Origin of the sequence: Lunatibacter salilacus, assembly GCF_009797935.1 — a bacterium.
Classification (GTDB): Bacteria; Bacteroidota; Bacteroidia; order Cytophagales; family Cyclobacteriaceae; genus Lunatibacter; species Lunatibacter salilacus.
Genome location: NZ_VOLC01000006.1, coordinates 77,841 through 96,129, shown reverse-complemented (window position 1 = coordinate 96,129; position 18,289 = coordinate 77,841). Strand labels below are relative to the sequence as shown.

The window sequence follows — 18,289 nt, the reverse complement described above, 5'->3', positions numbered from 1 at the left end:
TTGTAAAAGAGTAAATAGTGTGAGTTATTTTCTCACTATAGGCAAACTAATGCTGCTTGGGTAATTTCTGGAATGGTGAATGTTGTTTTTGGCCACCTTTCCCACAGTTTCATCGAAATTATTGCCGCCAGTATTTAAATTTCGGTCAAAGCGGGGAAAATTGGAGCTGGATACTTCGATCCGGATTTTATGGCCTTTCTCGAAGTAATTGCTGGTAGACATTGGCGTCAAGTCAACTTTATATACTTTTCCCTCTTCCATAAATACTTCCTTATCATACCCGTCCCTATATCTGACACGCTGAATGGTTTCGTCCAGATTATATGCTGTTCCGTCGGGATAAACGTCGATCAATTTTATGGTGAGGTCAGTATCTTTTACATCTGAAGACAAGTAAAGCGTCGATTCAATAAATCCACTTACTTCTATACCTTCATCCAATGTCTCTGATGTATATACCAGAATGTCCTCCCGGAGTTCCATCTCCTGCTGGTCAAAGGCTCCACCCTGCACGGCATTCCCAGTACAGCAGACATTTCCTCCGTAGGAAGTGACGGGATCCATGGGGTCGTAAGTAAAGGTATCCGGATTGTCCCTCCCCGGTCGTTTGGATATCAGTTGACCATCTCCCAAGCGGCTGTTTGCATTGCCTTTGCTGTCCAGGTAGAATGGGGTCATTTGTACATTAGCGGGAGGCCAAGTATCGGAGGTTTGCCATTTGTTGGAACCCATCGTAAAGTATTTCACACGTGGTAGCTTTTCCTTTATACCATTCGCTTCACCCTTCAGCCAAAAGTCAAACCATCCATAGGTAAGCTCATCGTAGTCAAGTCTTGCATCTCCCATGCTTCGTTCACCTACAATGGTGTTTTCGGTAGCCCGAGTAAAGGCACAATGGAGGGTAGGGGCAATAACCAGGTACTGATTGTCCCTTATTTCAGGATCTTTTGCGTTTTCTCTTACATGGTTAAAAAGGGCCAAATTGGGGCTACTTGACACATCATACCAAGAGACAAACCAGAAACTGGGAATTGACAAGTCCATGTCATCATGATATAAGCCTCCTTCATACCATTTAGGATCATTGGGGGTGCGGGTTACTATTTCTTCAAAAATGCCCTTCGGACCGTTGGCATTTTTTATAATATCCTGTACGGGTAGATGACTCAATCCTTCTGCCCAATCAATCTGCGGATATCTTGGGGCCATGTCGTAAAACCGCTGTAAGCGAAGCAAGTCTTCCTGTCCGATACCCTCGGGTAATTTGGGAGCCATTGGATCATGCTGGGTACTGTATAGCCAAGCAATGAATAGCATCTGCGTTGCACCTCCCCGGTACCAGTTTCCCTGCTCAAAAAACTCCCCTACACGGCCAACACCTGCTCCGAACCCCTGCGGGATCATGGCTGCGTGTGCGGGGTGGTCCATGGCTCCTACTGCCATTTGCCATTCTGCAGTGGAGGAGCATCCCAATGTGCCTATTTTACCATTGCTCCAAGATTGCTCCGCCATCCAGGTAAAAGCATCATATCCATCAGTGAGTGGAGTTCCCAATATATCCCATTCTCCTTCGGAGAAAAATCTCCCCCGTTCATTCTGGACGACATAGGCATACCCCCGGCTTACGGCCTGGTAGGCAGCTTCAAGCGTCCGGATCACCAGTTCTCCGTCCCGGTAGGAGTTGAAATTGTAGGGTGTTCTGGAAAAAATAATTGGGACAGGCGTATTTGTTTTAGGCCTGTAAATATCGGTAGCCAATCGAATGCCATCCCTCATGGGCATCATGACTTTCTGGTCTACTATGGCTATTTCTTCAAGCTGTTGAAGAATCGTCGCTTCTTGAGCCTGCACACTTACCGCAAGGACAAGCAGTAGAAAAAGAAGGTAAATCTTTGTTTTTTTCATGAATTTTTCAAATCTGTGATAAATATTACCCCTAAAAATAAAGCTAATCACCAGATAAAGGAAGAAAAGCGTTGGGAATTTCCTGAATATTAAAGAAAAGCATTAATTGATTCACCATGCGCCTTTAATTCAGGTAGATGTGAAGATCTTATTCGATATTTAAAAGTTGAAGGGCGTGTATCACGGCCAGCCCAGCGGTTTCGGTCCTTAGCCGATTCTTTCCCAAGGAGCAGGGTGCAAAACCGTTTTTGACTGCTTCCTTGATTTCACTTGGGGAAAAATCTCCCTCGGGTCCTACCAAAATCAAATAGGACTGATCTTTTTTAGCAAGCTGTATCAGATGGCTGGGAATCGTTTCATCCACATAGCAAATGAAACGGTTATAGGTACTCCATGTTTTATCTGCCAAAAATTCCCCAAAACCGCGTATGTCATTAATATCAGGCACCCACGCCTGACAACTTTGTTTACAGGCATTGATTGATTTTTTTTTGAGACGGTCCAGGTTAATTTGAGTCCTTTCCGAGTTTTCAGATTGGATGAACGTTACCTCATCCACGCCAATCTCCGTAATCTTCTCCATCATCCACTCCATGCGGTCTGCATTTTTGGTGGGAGAAATGGCCAAGTGTATATGGTAGGTTGGTTTAGGAACAAATTCCTGACTGACTACGACCAACTTTGCTTTTTTTGGATCATTGTCTTCGATCCTACAACTAAATAGGGATCCTTTTCCGTTTGTAAAGAGTACAATATCTCCCACAGGCTTTCGTAAAACCTTGGTGAGGTGCCTGGATTCATCTGGATCCAACACCAGTTCGGTTCCTTTGATTTCTTCTTGATAAAAAACCTGCATTCTTCAGAGAGTTGTAGGACGAAGATAAGGATAATGCCCATAATTACCCACCTATTTCGGGAAATTGATATCTTTGGGAAAATTGCGAAACACAAAAAAAAATGATACTAATATGAAAGAAACAACTCCCGACAAGCTAGTGATAGCAATTCAAAAGGAAGAAGGATATGCATGGAGTAGTTGGCTGCAACAAACTCTTGACTACTTCGCATGTACCACGGGAACATTACATATATTGGATGAGGGTACAGAAATGCTTCATCTGAAGGCGCAGGTGGGCGTTCCGGAATTCCTGTTACCCAAGATGTCAGAGATTCCGATTGGGAAAGGAATGGCTGGAATTGCCGCAGAACGTAAAGAACCTGTGCAAGTCTGCAACCTTCAAACCGATGCCTCCGGTGTAGTTCGCCCAGGAGCCAAAGACACCCAAGTCGAGGGAGCCATAACTATCCCGTTACTGCGGGAGAACAAATTATATGGTACATTGGGTATAGCTAAAAAAGAACCTTATGAATTTTCAGACTTGGAAATCGCCCAATTGGTTGAGATAGGGCAGGCCATTACCGGAAAAATAATAAACGGTGCCTGACGGGATACCTTAAACAAAAAAAGGCACTATCTGCAAAGATAGTGCCTTTTTAATATATTGAAATTAACCTTTCGAAATCTCGAAATTTACGGCTTTGCCTTTAATTGTGTTGGTGTTCATCACACTGATGACATGATTCACATCTTTCTTCGGAACATCTACGAAAGAGAAGTTTTCAAAGATATCTATTCCACCAATGCTTCTACCTGATACACCAGTTTCACCTGCAATGGCACCAACGATGTCATTTGGTCGAATATGATCCTTTTTACCCAAGTTTAAAAACAGGCGGGCCATATTGGCGTCTTTTGCGCTGTCTTTGCCATCCTTACGTGGTCTAGCACCTCGATCAGATTTCCCACCTCTTCGGTCAGAACCTCCCCGGTCTCCACCTCTGTCATAGCTACCACGCTCTGAACGGAAGTCTCTGCCTTCTCTTCTTCTTCCTTCGTCCCGACCACCAGGTCTTCCCATGTCCAAATCGAAGTTAAGTTCATTGAGCTCCTTCACTGCGGGACCCATTTGCAATTTGATAAGACCCATAGCTACTTGCTCCAAAGTCAATCCATCCGCAAGCATTTTACCAATAGTAGCTTCAAAGATGGTGTTATCATCTTCTTGGGAAACTTTTCGGGTCACATCCTTCACCAGTTGGTCCTGCTTCATTTCCAACAAATCAGCGGAGGAAGGAGGGGATAATTTGTTGATGCTGGTTTTGATGAATTTTTCAAGATCACGGATCTTGCCCAAATCTCTTCTTCCTGTTACAAAATTGATGGCAGTTCCGAATTTACCAGCACGGCCTGTTCTTCCGATCCGGTGTACGTAGTTTTCCTCATCCAAGGGCAAATCATAGTTAAACACCGCTTCCACGTTGTCTACATCTATTCCTCTTGCCGCCACATCGGTAGCTACCAATACGGAGCAATGTCCTTTTCTGAACTTGTTCATTACCTTGGTCCGTTGGGCCTGCGATAAGTCACCATGCAATGCTTCCGCCTGAATGCCACGGGCGATTAACTCTTCCGTTACCTGGTCAGTAGCTCTTTTAGTATTACAGAAAATAAGGCTCAACGTAAACTGATGGACGTTGATCAATCTAGTGACCAAATCCATTTTCAGAGGAGTCTTCACCTCATAATATACCTGTGTGATATTTTCTACCGTAAGTTCCTTACGCAATACCTTGACGATTTTAGGGTCGGTTTGGTATTTTCTGGTCAGATCCAAGATAGGCTTGGGCATGGTGGCGGAGAAAAAGACAGTCTGTCTTTCTTCCGGCATAGATTTCAAGATGGTTTCAATGTCCTCCCTGAAACCCATGTCCAGCATTTCGTCAGCTTCATCCAATACGATCATGCTTACGTTGCTTAAATCCAACGTGCCCCTGTCAAGGTGATCCATCACCCTTCCGGGCGTGCCAACCACAATTTGAACACCTTTTCTCAAGGCTTTAATTTGTCGGTCAATGGGGTCACCTCCGTAAATACACGTCGAGGCCAATCTCTTCTTGTACTTAGAAAGCTTTACAATCTCGCCTTCTACCTGTACCGCAAGTTCGCGGGTAGGGCATAAAATGATTGCTTGAGGTTTGTTGATGCTCGTGTCTACCAAGTCAATGATAGGAATTCCAAAAGCGGCTGTTTTACCAGTACCAGTTTGGGCCTGACCAATGACGTCATTGCCTTCAAGCAATAACGGGATGGTTTGAGTTTGAATTGGGGAAGGTTGGGTGTAACCCATATCTTCCACTGCACTTAAGATTTCTTCAGAAATCCCAAGGTCTGAGAATAATAATTCGTTTTCCATGAAATGTTTCCTTACTTCTCTGCGCCACGGTATCCTAAATCCCACTAACTAGCAACAGTAAGGAAACCCACGGCAATCGAGAAAAATGTGATTATTTAATTATGCTGCAAAGGTAGGTATTATTTTTTAATAAGCAAAATATTTACCCGGAAATAAAACAATAGTGAAAAAATTTTAAAAATACTGCTCAATAGTTCTGATTTGAAGAGGGAGGTCGTTATAGCAACAACCCCCCATCAAAATTATTCATTATCTGTTATCCATAGGTACATAAGACCTTTCGGTAGCTCCGACATAGACTTGTCGGGGTCTGCCAATCGGCTCGTTGTTTTCACGCATTTCCTTCCACTGAGCGATCCAGCCTGGAAGTCTGCCAAGGGCAAACATTACTGTAAACATATCAGTCGGTATGCCTAATGCCCTATAAATGATTCCTGAGTAGAAATCTACGTTTGGATATAATTTCCTTTCTACAAAATACGGATCTTGAAGTGCCGCCATCTCTAATTCTTTGGCGATATCCAATATGGGATCATCAATACCCAATTTCTCGAGTACTTCATCCGCTGCTTTTTTGATAATTTTGGCACGGGGATCGAAGTTTTTATATACACGGTGTCCAAAACCCATCAAGCGGAAGGGATCATTTTTGTCCTTCGCCTTATCCAACCATTTCTTACTGTCTCCACCATCGTCCTTTATGGCTTCCAGCATTTCTATTACGGATTGGTTTGCGCCGCCATGAAGCGGTCCCCAGAGGGCATTGACACCAGCGGAAATGGAGGCATAAATGCTTGCCTGTGAAGAACCCACAACTCGCACAGTAGACGTGGAACAATTTTGTTCGTGATCAGCGTGTAAGATAAGCAGTTTGTCCAGAGCCTTTGAAATGACGGGATCCGGTTCGAATTTTTCGGCCGGAAGGGCAAACATCATTTTAAGGAAGTTGCTGCAATAGTCCAAACCGTTATCCGGGTAATTAACGGGATGTCCTACTTTATTTTTAAACGCCCAAGCAGCAAATGTTGGCAATTTGGCCAATAGACGGACAATACTCAAATTTATCTCTTCCTTCGAATTATTTGGATCGAGGGAGTTTGGATAAAAGGCAGTTAATGAACAAATAAGGGATGATAAAACACCCATAGGATGCGCTACGGAAGGAAATCCGTCCAATATCTTTTTTATATCCTCGTGGACTAAGGTGTGCTTTGTTATTTTCTTGGTAAATTTTTTGTATTCTGCTTCTGTAGGGAGTTCTCCGTAAATTAATAAATAGGAAACTTCCAAAAAAGTAGATTTTTCGGCCAAATCCTCTATATTATAACCCCTGTATCGCAAAATTCCTTCTTCCCCATCCAAAAAAGTAATGGCACTTTTGGTAGACCCCGTGTTCTTAAATCCAGGATCAAGAGTAATTAAACCGGACTGTCCCCGCAATTTGCTAATATCTATGGCCTCTTCATTTTCGGTTCCTTTGGTTACAGGCAGTTCATATTCATTTCCCTGATAGGATAACTTCGCTATTTCAGACATATTTTTTAAATTAATCTATTTTGGACTGTTGTGCGTAATTTGATTCTAATTTTGCCATTAAGGTACTAAATATGCGTCATATATTCCTTAAATCTTACATTTTCAGGATGTAGGACAACTGCATATCGAAAGTATGAAATACTTTATTATACTATGGTACTTCTAATTTACCTTATAATATTTTCAAAAATATGATTTCTCATTATTTTAATTATGAAAAACAAAATTTTAATTTATATTAAAATAATTGATGTTTTGAGTTTTCGCTTGCATAAAAAAGGCCCTATAATGGGCCTTTTAATTACAGAAATGTTCGAACACTTCTACCAAATGATCTCCGATCATTTTCGCATTTCTCCCTTCTATATGGTGTCTTTCTATAAAATGAACTAAGTCACCGTCTTTAAATAGGGCCATGGCAGGAGAGGAAGGAGGGTAGGGTAAGACATATTCGCGTACTTTCGCAACAGCGTCGCGGTCATTGCCAGCAAACACAGTTGCCAAAACGTCGGGTTTCTTTGCTGCTGCGTCAAGCGCATATTTAATGCCTGGTCTAGCTGCACCGGCTGCACATCCACAAACAGAGTTCACCACAATTAAGGTAGTTCCCTTGTGTGACTTCAAGTGGCTGTCTACATCGTCAGCAGATCTGAATTCCTTAAATCCCACGTCTGTCAATTCGGCACGCATAGGTGCAATTAATTCTTCTGGATACATATTCTATTTTTATTAGGGGTGTTATTTATAAAAAACCTAATTCTAACTGAGCTACTTCGGACATCATGTCCTGTGAATACGGTGGATCAAAGGTAAGTTCCACCTCCACGTTGTTAATCCCTTCTATTTCTTTTATGCGTTCCTTGACTTCGGAGGGGATAGCCTCTGCCGAGGGACAATTTGGAGAAGTCAAGGTCATCAGGACATACACATTGTTGACTGGAAACACAGTGATTTCATATATCAATCCCAATTCATACACGTCCACTGGTATTTCGGGGTCGAATACCATTTTTATCGCATTGACCACTTTTTGCTTCAGTTCGGCAATTTCTTCTATTTTTGTCGTTGAGGTTTCCATGGTTCTATTTAATTATGAGGCATTGGATTTGGCCTGATAGGCAATTGCAAAGCGTTTCATCTGTTTGATCATGGCTGTTAATCCATTCGAGCGTTGGGAGCCAATAATACTGCCCATGCCTATTTTATCGATGAAATACAGATCGCTGGAAATTATTTCATCAGGACTCCTTCCTGACAACACCCGAATCAAAAGACTAATCAGCCCCTTTGTAATATCTGTGTTCGAATCTGCCAGAAAAACAACCTTGTCTCCTTCTTCCTGCGTTACTAACCATACTTTGGATTGACATCCCTTTATAATGTTATCCTCTGTCCGTTCAATTTCCGGAAACGGATCAAGTCTGTCACCAAGTTCCATGATATAAAAAATGGTAGACTCCCTGTCATTCCCAAGAATGCCGAACTCTTCTATTATTTCATCTTGGACGGTATTTATATCAGACATCAATTTTTTCTTTTCGCTATACGACTAACCCATTGATAGAGCGTGTCGATTTCATTTTTCGTATTGTAAACAGAGAATGATGCTCTCACGGTTCCTTCAATGCCAAATCTCTTCATAAGCGGCTGGGTGCAATGATGTCCTGTTCGGACAGCTATGCCTCCGGCGTCGAGCATCATACCCACATCAAACGGATGCATGCCATTGATCAGAAAACTCAACACACTTACTTTTTCCTTTGCGGTGCCTACGGGAATAAATCCGTTTATTGTCGATAGTTTATCTGTTGCATAAGTAAGCAATTCCTGCTCATGGGAATGAATGTTTTCACGTCCGATGATTTGGAAAAACTCCAATGCTTTTTGAAAAGCTATTACATCTGCGATGTTGGGTGTGCCGGCCTCAAATTTAAAGGGGATATCGTTATATGTTGTTCCCGCAAAATCCACTTCCTTTATCATTTCCCCGCCACCCTGATAGGGAGGCATGGCTTCCAAGAGATCTCTTTTCCCATAGAGAACTCCAAGTCCAGTCGGTCCATATAATTTATGGGCCGAAAAGGCCAGAAAATCGCAATCCAGCGATTGTACATCTACGCTCAAATGGGATGTAGACTGAGCGCCATCCACAAGCACCTTCGCACCAACAGCATGTGCTTTGTCAATTATTTCCTTAACTGGATTTACCGTGCCCAATGCGTTGGAGACATGTACGACTGACACAAACTTGGTTTTAGTGGAGAGCATCTTCTCAAACTCCTCCATAATGATTTCACCGGCGTCAGTGATGGGAATCACTTTGAGCACAGCTCCTGTTGCCTGGCAAAGCATTTGCCAAGGGACTATGTTGGAGTGGTGCTCCATGGTGGAGATTATAATTTCATCACCTTTGCCTATAAATTCCCTCCCATAGGTGGAAGCAACCAAATTGATGCTTTCAGTCGTTCCTTTCGTGAAAATTACTTGCTCCTCACTCGGCGCATTAATGAATTCTTTAACGGATACCCTGGTTTTTTCATAATATTCAGTAGCCCTTGCGGCCAACGTATGCGCACCGCGGTGGATATTTGCGTTGTCCAGTTCATAGTAGGCCGTTAGTGCCTCTATGACTGCCAGCGGCTTTTGGGTAGTAGCTGCGTTGTCCAAATAGACAAGTGGGCTACCATTTACTTCTTGATGAAGAATTGGGAATAATTCCCTTATTTCATCAACAGAAAAATATTTCCCCTTAGGCGTAGTGGGTGCCAAGTCGCTGCTGAATAAGTCCGATGCAATAATCTCTGAAGTTTTCATTGTTTATTTTTTCTAATACTTCTCCCGCAAAGGCATACAACAGCATTCCCCGGCTGTTTTCTTTTGAAATTCCCCGTGATCGAAGATAAAATAAGGCTTCCTCGTCCAGCTGACCTGTGGTGCACCCGTGGGAACATTTGACATCATCCGCCCAAATTTCCAACTGCGGCTTGGTATTTACCACCGCATCTTCCGACAACAGAATATTGTTGTTCTGTTGAAATGCATTTGTTTTCTGCGCATCCTGTCTGACAAATATTTTGCCATTAAAGACTCCTCTTGAGTGGTCGGCAAGGATGCCCTTGTAGAGTTCGTTGGATTCTGCATGGGGCATGGTATGGTCCACGTTGGTATGGTTATCCACATGTGTTTGTCCATTGAGCATATAAATGCCGTACATGTTCCCGAGAGAATTGGAATCCAATAAGTTGATGCTAAGGTTATTCCTGATCATCTTACCTTGTAGAGAAATTACCGCAGAATTAAATGTCGCATCTCTGGGCACATTAATCTCAGTATTGTTTACTTCCAAAGCCGCTTTGCTTTCATCCTGCACCCGGTAAAAATCCACTTGGGAATTTTCTCCTACATTGATTTCAGTAACTCCGTTGAGGAAATAAGGAGAATCATCCAAACTGACCACGTTTTCGATAAAGGTAACTTTAGCATTCTTTCCTACCTGAATGTAAGATCTTGGGTGTACGGTTTCACCTTCTTGTGTAGCCTGTATTAGCTGCAGGATATATACTGGTTTTTCCAAAACCGTCTTGGCAGCAACCTCCAACCAAGTTCCTTCCTGAAAAGCCACCTGATTCAAGGCTACGAAGGGGTCTTTATTCGCTTTGGCTATTTTTCCTACCTGCTCCTCCATCTTTCCTTCAAGTAAGTCGGCAAAAGATATTAGGGAGAGAACAGAAGTATCGAAATTGGAAAGATTTCTTTCCAATTTACCGTTATTAAAAACCAGAAGATGGCAATCCAATCCTGGTATCAGGTTTTCATCCACAGTCTTTTGATCCACGTTCTCCGATGGAATAGCATGGGAAAACCGGGTTATTGTTCCTTCAATCTTCTTAGATATGGGTGTAAACTTGTACTCTTCCTCCTTGTTGGCGGGGAGTCCAATACGCTGAAGCAAGTCTCTACCCTCATTCCGCAGAGATGAAGCAGCAAGCGTAAATTGGATATCCTTGTATGCTTCCAGTAGGGTAGATGTTAATGAATCCGAATGTTTTGTTGTTGTAGTCATGAATGTTGGTTCTAAAGTTTTAAATTGTTGCATCAGACAGTGTGTCCGGCAACTTCTTCTTTGATCCAATCATAACCTTTTTCCTCCAATTCCAAGGCCAATTCTTTAGTCCCCGATTTGACGATCCTTCCCTGATACAACACATGGACGAAATCCGGGACGATATAATCCAACAGTCGCTGATAGTGGGTTACCACTATGGTGGCATTATCCTTCGATTTCAGTTGATTTACTCCATTTGAAACGACTTTTAGAGCGTCAATGTCCAGACCGGAGTCTGTTTCGTCCAAGATAGCCAGTGTCGGTTCCAAAATCGCCATTTGGAATATTTCGTTTCTTTTTTTCTCTCCGCCGGAAAACCCCTCATTGAGAGATCTGCTTAAAAGCTTTTGATCTATCTCAACCAATTTCATTTTTTCTTTCATTAATGAAAGAAATTTCACCGCGTCCAAAGGTTCTTGGCCTCGATACTCTCTCACCTGATTCACCGCCGTGCGCAGGAAATTTGTTGAACTTACGCCGGGTATTTCTATCGGATATTGAAATGCTAGAAAAACACCTTCCCGGGCCCTGTCTTCAGGGCTTAGTTCAAGCAGGTTTTTGCCTTTGAAAAATACTTCTCCTTCAGTCACTTCATATTCTTCTCTTCCGGCCAATACAGATGCCAGAGTAGATTTACCGGAACCGTTTGGTCCCATGATGGCGTGAATTTCCCCAGCCTTTACTTCAAGATTTATTCCCTGTAATATAGGTGTGCCTTCTATGGAGGCGTGTAAATTTTTTATACTAAGCATTATTGGTTTGATTATGGTATTATCCTACACTTCCCTCCAAGGTAAGAGCTAATAATTTTTGAGCTTCAACCGCAAATTCCATGGGAAGCTGATTGAGCACTTCCTTTGCATATCCGTTGACGATAAGTGCGACTGCGTCCTCGGTGGCAATTCCCCGCTGATTGCAATAGAAAATCTGGTCCTCTCCGATTTTGGAAGTAGTGGCTTCATGTTCTACCTGGGCGCTCGAGTTTGAAATATCGATATAGGGAAAGGTATGCGCTCCGCAGGTAGACCCCATCAACAAAGAGTCGCACTGGGAGAAATTCCGGGCGTTCGTCGCTCTTTTCATTACCTGAACTTGACCACGGTAGGAATTGTGGGAATGGCCCGCAGATATTCCTTTAGAGACAATTCTGGACCGGGTGTTTTTCCCGATATGTATCATCTTAGTTCCTGTGTCCGCTTGCTGATAGTTGTTGGTGACTGCTACAGAATAAAATTCGCCTATGCTGTAGTCTCCCTTTAGGATACAGGAAGGATATTTCCAAGTAATTGCCGATCCGGTTTCCACTTGGGTCCAGGAGATTTTTGAATAATCTCCGGCACATATGCCTCTTTTAGTTACAAAGTTATAAATTCCACCCTTACCGTTTTTGTCGCCGGGATACCAGTTTTGGACTGTGGAATATTTCACTTCTGCATTTTTTGCTGCATATATTTCTACTACAGCGGCGTGGAGTTGGTTCTCATCCCGTTGTGGCGCTGTACATCCCTCTAGATAAGAAACATATGAGCCCTCCTCAGCTACGATCAATGTGCGTTCAAACTGACCTGTATTGGCTGCGTTTATCCGGAAATAGGTCGACAATTCCATGGGACACCTTACTCCTTTTGGGATGTAGCAGAAAGAACCGTCAGAGAATACAGCGGAATTTAAGGCTGCATAATAATTATCTGTGATGGGAACTACAGACCCCAGATATTTTTTTATAAGTTCAGGATATTCTTTTACTGCCTCGCTAAATGAACAAAATATAATTCCATGTTTGGAGAGCGTATCTTTGAAAGTAGTACCAACAGACACTGAATCCAACACAGCATCAACAGCAATGCCCTGAAGTCGCTTCTGTTCATTTAAAGAAATCCCTAAACGGTCATAAATTTTTAATAATTCGGGATCAATTTCATCCAGGGAGTCAGTTTTTTTAGTCTGCTTTGGAGCAGAATAATATCTGGTGCTTTGAAGGTCAATTTTAGGATAGTGAATATTTGCCCATTCAGGCTCCACCATATTCTCCCAAGTTTTGTACGCTTTGAGTCTCCAATCCAGCAACCACTGAGGTTCATCTTTTTTTGCGGAAATCCAACGGATTATTCCCTCATTTAAACCTAGAGGAGCCTCATCAGCTTCATATTCCACGGACCAGCCGTGTTCATATTCTTTTGAGGTAAATTCCTCTAAAATTTCATTGTCTTTGGACATATTCGGAGTTATTTAGACTAATTATATTCAACAACACAAATATACAACGAATATCTAAATTATATTGTTCAGTTGGAGACATAAAACCCTGAAATTGGACCAGATTTAGAGTCCAAGTTCCTTGCTATCAGGAATATAAAAAATTAATAAGAAAATACTTCACCCGTAAACAATGTTGGTATAGTTTAATGTGAAAATGAAAAAATACAAAAAATTATTTATTTAGATTTAATCTAAATAACTTGATTTTAAGGTTACTTTCCATTTTCGAATAACTGAATGGGGCGGTTAATACTCTCCTCCAACACTATAAGGGTTTCAGTTCTGTCAATTCCCTCTACCTGCTGGATTTTATTCAGGACATCCCTTAGGTGGTTGGTGTCTTTACAGATGATTTTTGCGAATATACTGTAGTTACCTGTCGTATAATAGGCATTGATCACTTCTGCTATTTCTTTGAGACGCTCAATCACTGTGTCGTATAAGGAGCTTTTTTCAAGATAAATCCCTAAAAATGCAGAAATATCATAGCCTAATTTGGAAAAGTCGATATTAAGTGTGGCACTTTTGACAATCCCCATATCTTCCAATTTCCGCATCCTTACATGAACAGTTCCAGAAGATACAAAAACCTTTTTGGCAATTTCAGTGTAAGGAGTCTTAGCATCTTCGTTTAGTAACGAGATGATCTTGAGGTCTACATTGTCAATATCTAAAATTTTATCCATTTTTTTGTAAGCGACTTATCGGTTTGAAAATAAAGATGTGCTTAAATTATTGATTTGTCAAAAAAAACGCCATCTTTTTTTTCTATCCCTAAAATTCTATTTAGTATCTTTAATTTTAACTAAATGATAAATGTAACTAAAAAATATTTCCTATGGTGTTATTTGAATAATTAATTATCACATAAGAGGCATAAATAGAAATTTTATTTTATTTTTGATTTGAAAATTATCGTCACTTTTGCTTGCGCAATTTCTTTGTTAACACGGTTCCTCTACCGTAAAGTCAGTTGTGGTTCCCGCGAGCCAGGCTTGATTCAATGACAATGGCAGCCTATAATTGTCTTGTGATGGACATAAAGTGTTCTGGGAAACAAGAGAAGGGATATGATGGGTTTTTTACCTCCAAGTAATCTTTATTTTTGCCATTACGGCTTCATTTTGGTTTGCAATGCAATATATAACCAAAACTAAAATTCATTTTTATTTTAAATTTTTTACATTTATGAACCAATAGTTATACACTGCCCTAATGGACTCCCTCATGAAAATCGATTACCTAAATCCCAAAATTCCGCCAAAAACTGGATTTTTTGATGTGCCAGTAATTCCAGGAAATGAAAACACACTTGAAGGTTTTGGGAAATTAGTTAGTAAATCGGAATACCTTTCTTATCCGATAGAAATTGTCCGTTGGCCTGCACCCGGCAGGAGAGAGGTGGATGAGGGCACAGGTGACGAGGCGGGTACGGTATCCGGTGATTTTGAATTTTATTGGGAGGGGGATTTTTTCAAAGGTAAGAACCACGCAGTAAACTCGGAATATGTATTTGGCTGGAGTAAAGCCCCGGAATTAGCATCGATGCACTCAACTGATATACCCGAACAGGTTTTGTTGTGGCATGCCAATTACCATCCGGATGGGGGGCAGTTGTTTTTCCCACCCTACGGCGAGTCCTTTATCACAGCACTGGCATTGCCCGGTGATGATGTTACTCCGAAGGACTTTAAGGCTTTTAGGATAGAAGGTGGTATGGGACTCTATATTCATCCGAATGTATGGCATGAAGCGATTATTCCATTGACCAACAGCGCTACTTTTTATGATGAACAGGGTGCCGTACATGCCCGTGTAAGCGTTGATTTTCCAAAGGAGTTTGGGGTATTCTTGCGAATTCCACTTATTTAAAAACTGATGTTTTAAAAAAAGCCAACTCAGCAATAGGTTTCTTTCATTTTGTTTTACTTAAAATAAATATTACCGATGACCCAAAAGTTCTTCTTAACCGGCTTCCTGTTATTGATTCATGGTTTAGTTCTGGCCCAAAAAGAGCCGCTTCCCTCCAGTGTTTTTGAATACAAAATGATTCCCTCCCAATCCATTTCTCCTGGAGCGAAAAAGGGGTATGTTGACTGGAGTACATTGTTTTTCAGTTCTTTCCAAGTATCCCTGAAAACTATATCCAGTAATTCCGCAATTACAGATGAGGATCTAGATCCCACTTCTGAAAAGCTTATAATCATAAAGCAAGGTAAACTGGGCATTGAGGGAGAGAATTTCAAAAATGTGATGGAAGAACGAAGTGTTGTCCTTATACCTCAGGGAAAAAATGTTAAGTTTTCCAGCGAGATGGGGCCTGAGGTAACTTATTTCCTGATTCAATGGAAACCCGAGCAACGTAAACTTTCAGCGCAAATATCTGAGAATAATAACCCAGTCGAACTATTTGGTTATCATGCCATGGAATTTAAAGAAAACGCCAAAGGAGGTCGAAGAAGCATCCGACAAGCTCCCTCCTCAACTCTGAAGGAGTTGGAAATGCATATTACAACCCTCAACGAAGGAGAAAAAAGCCACGATCCGCATACCCATCTGGATGAGGAAATTATTCTGATTCTAGAGGGCGAAGTAGAAGAAATGATCAATGGGACACCCTACATACTTGGGCCGGGTTCGCTTATTTTTCTGGCTTCCATGGATCCGCACGGAATTCGAAATTCGGGAAAAGGTACCTGTGAATACTATGCAATAAGATTTACGCCACTGGATTGATCATGATAAATCATTTCATCAACCAATTAAAACAAAATTAGCTTAGTTCATCAAACAATGATATAATACGTTGTTATTGACGGTTATTTGCATTAAATTTCCTTTTAATAACTAAAAATGGCCCATAATAATTAATCCTATCTATTGATAACTATGCATAATTTTTCAGATAAAATTAAGTTGATATGGAGCATTGGAGTTATAGCTGCATCACTTTGGGTGGTTTCCTGTGATTCAAAATCTAGTTTGTCTGATGTTGAATCAGTTCCTGACCAGGTAAGTTTTAATTTTCATATTCGCCCCATACTTTCGGATAACTGTTTTGCCTGCCATGGTCCTGATGCCAACAAACGGGAAGCTGGACTACGGTTGGACACCCCCGAGGGAGCCTACGCCGCATTGAAGGATAACTTGGGTCTTCATGCCGTGATTCCCGGAAAACCGGGAGAATCAGAGTTGGTCAAGCGGATCTACACTTCTGACCCAAGTGAAAAGATGCCTCCAATGGAATCGAACCTAATTCTAACCGAGGAACAGAAGGAAACTCTTGAAAGATGGGTAAAGCAAGGGGCTGTTTACGAACCTCATTGGGCATTTACCAAGCCCTTAAAAGCAGAGGTTCCCCTAGACACCAATGATCCTTGGTCCAAAAACGAAATTGACAGGTTCCTATGGAAAGCCATGAGTGATAGGGGGCTCCAACCAAATGAGGCGGCGGACAAAGCTTTTTTGTTAAAACGGATTAGCTTGGATATTACCGGACTTCCACCATCTCCGGAAGACCTTCGACTTTTTTTGGATGACACATCGGCGGATTCCACGGAAAAATTGATTGACAGGCTGCTGAAACATAAAGCTTATGGAGAGCGAATGGCCGGGTTATGGATGGATATATCCCGATATTCAGACTCATTTGGCTACCAAAACGATAATTACAGGACTCAGTGGCCCTACAGGGATTGGGTTATCCATGCTTTTAACAAAAACATGCCCTATGACCAGTTTATCACTTGGCAACTGGCTGGAGACCTTATGGATGGTGCTACCAAAGAGCATATTTTGGCAACTGGATTTAACCGAAACCACAAATATACCGAAGAAGAAGGTGTAATTGATGAGGAATACCGCATCGAATATGTGCTGGATAAAACCAATACCTTCACCAAAGCAATTTTGGGTGTGACAGCAGAATGTGCCCAGTGCCACGATCACAAATATGATCCCATTTCACAGGAAGATTATTTTAGCCTTTTTGCCTTTTTCAACAATACACCGGAAAAAGGATTTGAAGGCGGTGCAGGGTCTGCCATACGCTCCAAAACTCCCCTCATGACCATTGACAAAGAGGATGTGGACGGCATCCTAAGCTTCGTCAACGTGCAAGATACCAGTCGGATTTATGTGTCTGTCATGGAGGATTTTAAGGATACCCTGAGAAATACCTATATATTGGATAGAGGCGTTTATGACGCACCTACTGATCAAAGAGTCCAACCACGCACCCCGGAGGCAATATTGAGCTTTGGAAGTCAATATCCGCAAAACAGACTTGGACTTGCCCAATGGACTTTCTCGGATGAAAATCCGCTGACAGCCAGAGTTTTCGTAAACTTAATCTGGCAGGAGATTTTCGGTGTGGGCTTGGTGGCTTCTACCGGTGACTTTGGTATGCAGGGAGATCTACCGACACATCCTGAACTGCTGGATTGGCTGGCGGTTGATTTCCAAGAGAATGGGTGGGATATTCAATACTTGATTAAGAAAATAATGGGATCGGCCGCGTATATGCAGTCAGCAGTAGTCAATCCTTCCAATTTTGAAAGGGATCCGGAGAATATATTCCTTAGTCGGTTCCCCAGGCTTCGACTCAACGCCGAACATATCCGTGACTTTGTGTTAGCAAGTAGTGGATTATTGGTTCCTGAGATCGGAGGACCCAGTGTCAAGCCGTATCAACCAGATGGGCTTTGGGAAGCGTCCTCATCCGGAAGGGGAGAATTGGCTGTGTACAGGACCGATTCAGGGGACAAGTTATATAGGAGGGGCATGTACACATTCATCAAGTTAACTTTACCACCTCCGGCATTGTTGATTTTTGACGGGAGTAACCGGGATATCTGCCAAGTAAAAAGGCAGCGAACCAATACCCCTTTGCAAGCCCTCGCCCTTCTCAACGACCCTATGGTGCTGGAAGCTTCAAGGGTAATGGCAGCCAATTTGGATGCTGATTTTGAAAGATCAGAAGATGCCATTTCGGAAGCTTTTGTAAGGATATTGGGAAGAACTCCTAAAAAGGACGAACAGGAATTGTTAGAGGAACTTTACACCGAGGAATTGAAAAGGTTCGAAGATGACAGGGAAGCGGTAGACAATTTACTATCTATAGGCAAGTATGGGAAAATCAAAGGAAAATCGCCAGAGACTACCGCAGCATTGATGCAGGTAATTGTGGCTTTATACAATTTGGAAGAAGCGACTACAAAGACCTGATAGT

General features: G+C 42.0%; 16 protein-coding genes. 4 read left to right on the top strand and 12 right to left on the bottom strand.

The features are described from left to right. Nucleotides 1-24 precede the first annotated feature (24 nt). Both FQ608_RS09945 and FQ608_RS09940 read right to left on the bottom strand, forming a co-directional pair. The gene (locus FQ608_RS09945; RefSeq protein ID WP_158857986.1) at nt 25-1,905 is read right to left on the bottom strand and encodes a CocE/NonD family hydrolase; all 1,881 of its coding nucleotides are present in this window, start codon (nt 1,903-1,905) and stop codon (nt 25-27) included. A gap of 148 nt (nt 1,906-2,053) precedes the next feature. Further along, nucleotides 2,054-2,761 (bottom strand): RsmE family RNA methyltransferase, encoded by a 708-nt coding sequence (locus FQ608_RS09940; protein ID WP_158857984.1) that lies wholly within the window; start codon nt 2,759-2,761, stop codon nt 2,054-2,056. 112 nt (nt 2,762-2,873) lie between these two features. On the opposite strand from FQ608_RS09940, the gene FQ608_RS09935 reads away from it, so the two are divergent. After that, nucleotides 2,874-3,350, top strand: coding sequence for a GAF domain-containing protein (locus FQ608_RS09935; protein WP_158857982.1), 477 nt, complete (start codon nt 2,874-2,876; stop codon nt 3,348-3,350). A gap of 63 nt (nt 3,351-3,413) precedes the next feature. Here FQ608_RS09935 and FQ608_RS09930 read toward each other — a convergent pair whose 3' ends face one another. From FQ608_RS09930 to FQ608_RS09885, 10 genes are all read right to left on the bottom strand, one after another. After that, nucleotides 3,414-5,159 (bottom strand): DEAD/DEAH box helicase, encoded by a 1,746-nt coding sequence (locus FQ608_RS09930; protein WP_158857980.1) that lies wholly within the window; start codon nt 5,157-5,159, stop codon nt 3,414-3,416. A 249-nt stretch (nt 5,160-5,408) separates the two neighbouring features. Beyond that, entirely contained in the window at nt 5,409-6,695 is a 1,287-nt protein-coding gene (locus FQ608_RS09925) for a citrate synthase (RefSeq protein WP_158857978.1), read from the bottom strand. Between the two features lie 297 nt (nt 6,696-6,992). Further along, nucleotides 6,993-7,412, bottom strand: coding sequence for a BrxA/BrxB family bacilliredoxin (locus FQ608_RS09920; protein WP_158857977.1), 420 nt, complete (start codon nt 7,410-7,412; stop codon nt 6,993-6,995). 25 nt (nt 7,413-7,437) lie between these two features. Beyond that, a complete protein-coding gene (locus FQ608_RS09915) occupies nt 7,438-7,773 on the bottom strand; it encodes an iron-sulfur cluster assembly protein (protein WP_158857975.1) in 336 nt (111 codons plus the stop codon). 12 nt (nt 7,774-7,785) lie between these two features. Continuing rightward, entirely contained in the window at nt 7,786-8,220 is a 435-nt protein-coding gene (locus FQ608_RS09910) for a SufE family protein (RefSeq protein WP_158857973.1), read from the bottom strand. Next, entirely contained in the window at nt 8,220-9,509 is a 1,290-nt protein-coding gene (locus tag FQ608_RS09905) for a cysteine desulfurase (RefSeq protein ID WP_158857971.1), read from the bottom strand. The genes FQ608_RS09910 and FQ608_RS09905 overlap by 1 nt, the downstream gene beginning before the upstream one ends. Continuing rightward, the gene (sufD, locus tag FQ608_RS09900) at nt 9,445-10,758 is read right to left on the bottom strand and encodes a Fe-S cluster assembly protein SufD (RefSeq protein WP_158857969.1); all 1,314 of its coding nucleotides are present in this window, start codon (nt 10,756-10,758) and stop codon (nt 9,445-9,447) included. Before sufD ends, FQ608_RS09905 begins: the two co-directional genes overlap by 65 nt. A gap of 32 nt (nt 10,759-10,790) precedes the next feature. Continuing rightward, entirely contained in the window at nt 10,791-11,552 is a 762-nt protein-coding gene (sufC, locus tag FQ608_RS09895; protein ID WP_158857967.1) for a Fe-S cluster assembly ATPase SufC, read from the bottom strand. Between the two features lie 19 nt (nt 11,553-11,571). Next, nucleotides 11,572-13,017 (bottom strand): Fe-S cluster assembly protein SufB, encoded by a 1,446-nt coding sequence (sufB, locus tag FQ608_RS09890; RefSeq protein WP_158857965.1) that lies wholly within the window; start codon nt 13,015-13,017, stop codon nt 11,572-11,574. 254 nt (nt 13,018-13,271) lie between these two features. Next, nucleotides 13,272-13,745: an Lrp/AsnC ligand binding domain-containing protein gene (locus FQ608_RS09885; protein WP_158857963.1), complete on the bottom strand. Its 474-nt coding sequence runs from the start codon at nt 13,743-13,745 to the stop codon at nt 13,272-13,274. Nucleotides 13,746-14,286: 541 nt separating this feature from the next. Here FQ608_RS09885 and FQ608_RS09880 point away from each other — a divergent pair. The 3 genes from FQ608_RS09880 to FQ608_RS09870 all read left to right on the top strand — a co-directional run bounded on the left by FQ608_RS09880 (nt 14,287) and on the right by FQ608_RS09870 (nt 18,285). Beyond that, nucleotides 14,287-14,931, top strand: coding sequence for an ureidoglycolate lyase (locus FQ608_RS09880; RefSeq protein WP_158857961.1), 645 nt, complete (start codon nt 14,287-14,289; stop codon nt 14,929-14,931). Nucleotides 14,932-15,006: 75 nt separating this feature from the next. Next, on the top strand, nt 15,007-15,795 hold the full coding sequence (locus tag FQ608_RS09875) for a cupin domain-containing protein (RefSeq protein WP_158857959.1): 789 nt from the start codon (nt 15,007-15,009) through the stop codon (nt 15,793-15,795). A 153-nt stretch (nt 15,796-15,948) separates the two neighbouring features. Next, entirely contained in the window at nt 15,949-18,285 is a 2,337-nt protein-coding gene (locus FQ608_RS09870) for a PSD1 and planctomycete cytochrome C domain-containing protein (protein WP_158857957.1), read from the top strand. The last annotated feature ends 4 nt before the right edge of the window (nt 18,286-18,289 follow it).